Origin of the sequence: Methylobacterium iners (genome assembly GCF_022179305.1) — a bacterium.
GTDB classification, from domain to species: domain Bacteria; phylum Pseudomonadota; class Alphaproteobacteria; order Rhizobiales; family Beijerinckiaceae; genus Methylobacterium; species Methylobacterium iners.
In genome coordinates this window covers 116,040-122,371 of the sequence record NZ_BPQP01000009.1, presented here as the reverse complement: position 1 = coordinate 122,371, position 6,332 = coordinate 116,040, and the positions used below count along the sequence as shown (strand labels likewise).

Genomic DNA, 6,332 nt, shown 5'->3' with positions numbered 1-6,332 from the left:
CGGCGGCGCCGCACGACGCGGGAGGTCAGCAGCAGAGGCCGAGCCGGCGAAGGCGAGGCCGGCGAGGGCGGTGGCGCCCAGGAGCAAGAACTTCATGGTTTGGTCCTCTCGATTGACGCCGCCCCTCCTTGATGGAGACGTCTGGCGTAATTCCCCGGTTCTAGATCAGCAGCCTGGCCGAAGCTGTTGCTATCCGATCACGCCAGCCGCTTCGAAGGCGACCCCTTTGTGGCGATGTCCGGACGTTTGCGGTTTTCGTTCGACCTTGATTGCTTGAACCCCCAACCCGTTCGAATGGTCAAGGTTCAATCCGGATCGCCGCTTTTCCGCCAAGCTCGCGATGACAGATTGTCGCACCCACTGGTCGGGTTCAGGAGACCAGCGCGATCGCCGAGATCAAGCGGCCGTAATCGGCCTCGCCGCGGTGCGTCGTCCGCCGGTAGCTGAAGAAGCGCTCGGGATCGGCGTAGGTGCACAATCCGAGGGCGGAGGCCTGCGCGATCCCCGCCGCCGCCAGCCGCGACAGCACGAAGGCGGGGAGGTCGAAGCGCGCATGGCCGGGGCGGTCGCTCGGCACGAGGAACCGCTCGGAGCCCGGAGCCTCGTCCTGGAACCGCGCGAGGAAGTCCGGCCCGACCTCGTAGGCCGCCTGCGAGATGGTGGGCCCGAGGACGGCCACGATACGCCTCCGCCCGGCGCCCAGCCCCTCCATCGCCGCGACCGTCGCCTCGACGATTCCAGTCAGGGCGCCCTTCCAGCCGACATGCGCCGCCCCGACGACCCCGTTGTCGGGATCGGCGAAGAGGATCGGGCCGCAATCCGCCGTGGCGATGCCGAGGGCGAGCCCCGGCACGCGCGTCACCATGCCGTCGGCCTTCGGCCGCTCTTCGCGGGCGAACGGCGCCTCCACGACCACGACCTCGGCCGAATGCACTTGGTAAAGGCTGACAAGGTTCGCCTCCGCCACTCCGAGCCGGGCGCACATGCGCCGCCGGTTCTCGTCGACGCGCGACGGCTCGTCGTTCGAGCCGAGCCCGCCGTTGAGCGTGGCGTAGAGTCCCTCGGACGCGCCGCCGGCCCGCGTGAAGAAGGCGTGCCGGAGATTGGCATGGGCGCTGAGTTCGGGAGCTTCGATGATCATGGCGAGCGGATTCACCCAGGTGATGACAGGGGATTCGGAAGTGCCGGAAGCGCGGTGATCGAGGGATCGGCGACCGCCATCACCTTGAACAGGCGACCCATTCCCCGCGATCCGCGATCGGTCAGGCGATCGAAGGCTGACGCGATCGCCTCCGCTTGCCCTGGCGTCGCCCTCGACGCCAACCGTTCGGCGCGCTCACACAATCCGAGGGCGAGCAGGAAGTCGCGCTGCTCGACAGGGCCGTGGACGCGTGCGCCCTCGCCAGTCGCGGCGCGCGCCAGCGCCGCGAAATCGATATGCGTCGTGAGGTCGGCCTCGCCCGGGCTCGCGAGCGGATCGACGAAGCGGTGGCCGGCCACCGCCTGCAGCGTGTCGCCGAAGCCGGGCCGCACGTGGCCGTAATCGACGGCGAGCAGGGCGCCCCCCTGCGCCACGAGCCGCCTTGCGAGGCGGCGGACGAGGTCGAGCGCGGGGCCCGGCACGGTGATCAGGGCGCCGACGGGGGCCGGTGTCGTCAGGTCAGGATCGGGTTCGGCGGCGAGCCCGAAGGCGAGGCCCTCATCCGAGAGGCCGACCAGCCGCTCGCACCAGCCCCGCTCGGTCCGCTGGAACTGCCGCACCGGCAGGGCGTCGAAGAACTCGTTGGCGACGACGAGGGCCGGCCCCTCGGGCAGCGTGCCGATCTCGGCGTGCCAGGTCGGTCCGACCTGCCCGAGGCGCTCCTGCTGCGCGGCGCGAAGCACCGGGCTCGTCTCGACGAGGTGGAGGTCGATGGCGAGATCGGGCGCGACTTGGCGCAGGGCCCTCAGCGCATCGGTCATCAAGGTGCCGCGGCCGGGCCCGAGTTCGACGAGGCGCAGATTCGCGGGCGCCGCCATCGCGGCCCGGGCCGATGCGAGCCAGAGGCCGATCAGCTCGCCGAACATCTGGCTGATCTCGGGGGCGGTGATGAAATCGCCCCGGGTCCCGAGAGGGTCGCGGGTCCGATAATAGCCGTGGACCGGGTGCCCGAGGCAGAGCGCCATGTAGCGCGCGAGGCTCATCGGCCCCTCGCTCAGGATCTCGCTCCTGATCTCGTCGAAGAGCGGCGTGCTCACGCCGCGTCGGCCCGGACCGACTCCCCGGCCGCGGCGCGCGGACGGGTCGCGCCGCGAAGGGCCAGCACGATCGCGACGAGGCCCACCAGGGCCATGGGCAGGCACAGCAGCATGCCCATGGTCAGGCCGCCGAGCGGTCCGTCCTCCGTGCCGAACAGGTAGCCGAGCTGACGGTCCGGCTCGCGGAAGAACTCGCAGAATGTGCGCGTCACGGCGTAGCCGAGCACGAAGATGCCGCCCAGGAGCCCGGGCCGGCGGAACCCGAAGGCTCGCACGCAGAGCGCCATCACGACGAAGAGCAGGGCGCCTTCCGTGGCAGCCTCGTAGAGCTGGCTCGGATGCCGGGGGAGGGGTCCACCCGTCGGAAAGACGACGGCGTAGGGGAAGTCCGGCGCGACCCGGCCCCAGAGCTCCCCGTTCACGAAGTTGGCGATGCGGCCGAAGAACAGCCCGATCGGGACGACCACGGCCGCGAGATCGAGCAGCACAAGGCCGCCGAGCTTGCGCGACCGGGCGAAGAGCAGGATCGCCAGGATCGCGCCGAGGAAGCCGCCGTGGAACGACATGCCGCCGTTGCGGATCGCCAGGATCTCCAGGGGATCGCCGAGATAGAGAGGCAGGTTGTAGAACAGCACGTAGCCGAGCCGGCCACCCAGGACGACGCCGAGCGCGACCCAGACGATGAGGTCGTCGACGTCGTTCAGCGTCGGGCGGCGCACCACGCCCCACAGGCCCTCGGCCGCCACCAGCCGGCGCGCGTAGTACCAGCCGCCGACGAGGCCGACGACGTAGGCGAGGGCGTACCACTTGATCGCGATCGGGCCGATGGCGACCGCGACGGGATCGATCGCCGGGAAGGGCAGGGCGAGGAGCGGCGAAATCGGCGAGCCTCCGGAGAACGGGCGGGCATTGCACACCCGGCCCCGCGAGCGTCAAGTCCGCGCCGGGATTCGGCGCCGCGGCCTGCGAAGCAGCGACGCCGGGTGAGGGTTGGCGGGCGAGATCGAGAGGACGATGTCGGCGTGAGCGACGGGCAATCACCGGAGGTGGGCAAGCCGGGCTCGTTCGGGCTGCCGCGAGGCTCGGGCGAGACCACGACGGTGGTGGCGCATTACCATCGCGCCGAGATCCAGCGCATGGCGGGGTGGCGGGACCGGATCGATCGGACCACGAACTGGGCGATCACCGTCATCGCCGCCATGCTCTCGGTCTCCCTGTCGGCGCCGGCCGCCCACCACAGCGTCCTGCTCTTCGCGATGCTGCTCGTCCTGCTGCTCCTGGCGATCGAGGCGCGACGGTACCGGTTCTTCGACGTCTACCGCGCCCGGGTCCGCCGATTGGAGCGGCACTATTACGCGCCCATCTTCGCGGGCGCGGCGGCCGACCCGAGCGCCTGGGCGCATGAGCTCGCAGCCGATCTGCGCCAGCCCATGTTCCGGATCAGCTTCACGGATGCCCTGACCCGGCGGCTGAGGCGCAACTACATCTGGATCTTCCTGATCCTGCTGCTGGCCTGGATCCTGAAGGTCGCGGGCGCGGGCCCCGGCTCGGCCCCCGATGGAGACCGCATTGCGCTCGATCTGGCGGCGGCCCTGACCAACGCGGCGCTGGGCCCCGTCCCCGGGATCATCGTCACCGGCGCCATCGCGGCATTTTACCTCGGGCTCGTGGTTCTCGCCCTGCGGCCGCTGTCCCCGCAGACGGAGGACGGCTCCGTCCACGTCTGAGAGCGAAGTTTCCGGCCTAGGCCGCGCGCACCGTGGCGAGGAACTGGCCGACTTCCATGCGCAGCCGGTCGGATTGCCGCGAGAGGTCCTGCGAGGCCTGCATGACTTGTCCGGCCGAGGCGCCGGCCTCGGCCGCCGCGCGGGCGACCTCGCCGATCTCGGTGGTCATCGCGCCGGTGCCGGTCGAGGCCTCGCCCATGTTGCGAACGATCTCCTGCGTCGTCACGCCCTGCTCCTCCACCGCGGCGGCAATGCTCGCGGTCACCACGCTCATGCCCTCGATCCGGACGACGATGCCCTGGATGGCGGCGGCCGCGCCGCCGGTGGCGCCCTGAATGGCCTCGACCTGCTGGCCGATCTCGTCGGTGGCTCGCGCCGTCTGCTCGGCGAGGCTCTTGACCTCGGCCGCCACGACCGCGAAGCCGCGGCCGGCTTCGCCGGCCCGCGCCGCTTCGATCGTCGCGTTAAGGGCCAGGAGGTTCGTCTGCGCGGCGATCTGCGAGACCATACCGACGACGTCGCCGATCCGGGCGGCGGCGGCCGACAGCTCCTGCATGGTGCCGGCTGTGCGGCCGGCCTCGCCGACGGCTTTGCGCGACATCTCGGCTGCCTGCTCGACCTGACGGCCGATCTCCGCGACGGTGGCGCCGAGCTCTTCGGCCGCGGCGGCGACGGCGTTGACGTTGCCGGAGGTCTCCCGGGCGGCGGAGGCCACCGCGTTCGAGCGGCGGGCGGTGCCCTCGACCGCCGCGCTCATGCTGCCCGAGGCGCCCTGGAGGCCGGTCGCGGCCTGCGAGACGCCGTCGACGATGTGGCCGACGGAGCGCTCGAAGCCGTCGGCGAGGTCGCGCAGCAGGGCGCGGCGCTCGCTCTCCTCCCGCATCCGGGCGGCCTGCGTGGTCTCGAGCTGCCGGGCCGCCTCCTCCAGCGAGATGTCGCGGATGGTCACGACGGCGCGGGCGATGTCGCCGATCTCGTCGGCGCGCCGGCTGCCGGGCACCTCGGCCAGGGTCTCGCGGCGCGCAAGCGCCTGGAGGGCGTTGGTCAGGGCGCCGAGGGGCCGCACGATGCCGCGGGCGAAGAGGAGACCGACGAGGGCCGTGATTGCGAGGACGGCGAGGGCCGAGACGGCGAGCGTCCGGGTCAGCGTGCCCACGGCCGCCAGCGCCTCGCCCTCGGATTGCTCGGCCACGATCGTCCAAGGCGCGTCGAGGACCGCCACGGCGGCGGTGGCGGCCATGCGGGTGCCGTCGGCCACGTCATAGGTGAAGGGCTGAGCCGCCTTGAGTGCCGGCGTGGCGATGCCGAGCTCGGCGGCGGGCAGGCCAGCCTTGCCGATCCTCGTCAGGGGAGGATTGCTGCGCAAGGTGCCATCGGCCCCCACCGTCATGACCTGGCCCGTCGCGCCCAGCCCCGCCCGCTCGGAGAGGGTGTGATCGAACAGGGCGGGTGTCAGGCGAAGGACGAGGAAGCCGACCCGGGAGGCGGCCTGGCCCGTCCCCATGGCGACGTTGGCGCGGCGCGTCATCGCCCGGCCGATGAAGGCGGAGGGTCCAGCCTCGGCAGGATAGGGCGCGAAATCCTGGTAGAGGGTGGCGTCGGCGTCCGAGGCCTTGAGCCGCTCGACGAGCTTGGCGAGACCAGTGGCCGCGAAGGCCGGCTCCGTCAGCGAATGCGCGAAATCCGCGCTCTTCGTCGTCGTGTAGACGATGCGGCCCGCCTCATCGAGGAACATGAAGTCGGCGTAGCCCGGCCGCTCCAGGAGCTTGCGCGCGGCCTCCTGGACCTTGGCGTGACGGCGTCCGTACATGGTGCCGCCGCCCTCGACGGCCATGCGCGCCTCGGCCGTGGGCGGGCTCGTGAAGGACTGAACAAGTCCGGCATAGTCTGGCTTGGCCGGGTCGAGGGCCTCGATGAGGTCCGTGAAATTGCCTGCCACCTGCGGATTGCCCGCCGCCGTCGTCAGGTCGCCCTTGGCACGGTCGGCCACCAGCTCGATCCCCGTCTTGCGGGCCGTGGCGGCGATTGCAGGCGCTCCTGCGCCGCCTCGGTCAGGCCGGCGCGCGCCGCGTACCAGCTCAATCCTCCCATGGCAGCGGCGCTGAGCAGGGCGAGGCCCACCGTCGCCGCCGGCAGTCGGACGTTGAGACTGGTGAAGAGCGACATGGGCGAAAACCGGGCCTGAGAAAGACCGATTGGGTAGAGCGAAGATGTTAAGAAACCGAGCTGTTTCCGGTCTTCCAGATGATGATTTCAGATGAGGCGGAACGCTCGGATCGTCTTCGAAAAAAATTGCACTCGCCAGTCAATGAATATTGAATACCTCAGACGCTTGGGCTGCTCGGCTCCGGTGATCGGATGTTTGCG

The 6,332-nt window shown here is 70.9% G+C and carries 4 protein-coding genes and 1 pseudogene; 1 reads left to right on the top strand and 4 read right to left on the bottom strand.

What is annotated here, in order from left to right; translation table 11 throughout:
• Nucleotides 1-370: 370 nt before the first annotated feature.
• Genes pgeF through lgt form a run of 3 tightly spaced genes read right to left on the bottom strand, consistent with a single transcriptional unit; the run spans nucleotide 371 to nucleotide 3,119 of the window.
• On the bottom strand, nucleotides 371-1,141 hold the full coding sequence (gene pgeF, locus MFF55_RS03825; protein WP_238242752.1) for a peptidoglycan editing factor PgeF: 771 nt from the start codon (nucleotides 1,139-1,141) through the stop codon (nucleotides 371-373).
• 11 nt (nucleotides 1,142-1,152) lie between these two features.
• The gene (locus MFF55_RS03820) at nucleotides 1,153-2,184 is read right to left on the bottom strand and encodes a class I SAM-dependent methyltransferase (protein WP_238242762.1); all 1,032 of its coding nucleotides are present in this window, start codon (nucleotides 2,182-2,184) and stop codon (nucleotides 1,153-1,155) included.
• A 50-nt stretch (nucleotides 2,185-2,234) separates the two neighbouring features.
• Complete coding sequence (lgt, locus tag MFF55_RS03815; RefSeq protein WP_238242761.1) at nucleotides 2,235-3,119, bottom strand: prolipoprotein diacylglyceryl transferase; 885 nt, start codon at nucleotides 3,117-3,119, stop codon at nucleotides 2,235-2,237.
• Between the two features lie 141 nt (nucleotides 3,120-3,260).
• Here lgt and MFF55_RS03810 point away from each other — a divergent pair, with 141 nt between their 5' ends.
• On the top strand, nucleotides 3,261-3,965 hold the full coding sequence (locus tag MFF55_RS03810; RefSeq protein WP_238242751.1) for a DUF2270 domain-containing protein: 705 nt from the start codon (nucleotides 3,261-3,263) through the stop codon (nucleotides 3,963-3,965).
• A 16-nt stretch (nucleotides 3,966-3,981) separates the two neighbouring features.
• Here the strand turns inward: MFF55_RS03810 and MFF55_RS03805 are convergent.
• Nucleotides 3,982-6,131 (bottom strand): annotated as a pseudogene (locus tag MFF55_RS03805) (methyl-accepting chemotaxis protein).
• Between the last annotated feature and the right edge of the window lie 201 nt (nucleotides 6,132-6,332).

What these genes read in the sequence shown, in the direction of transcription:
- pgeF (WP_238242752.1), bottom strand. Translation starts at nt 1,141, where the DNA reads ATGATCATCGAAGCTCCCGAACTCAGCGCCCATGCCAATCTCCGGCAC.
- MFF55_RS03820 (WP_238242762.1), bottom strand. Translation starts at nt 2,184, where the DNA reads ATGAGCCTCGCGCGCTACATGGCGCTCTGCCTCGGGCACCCGGTCCAC.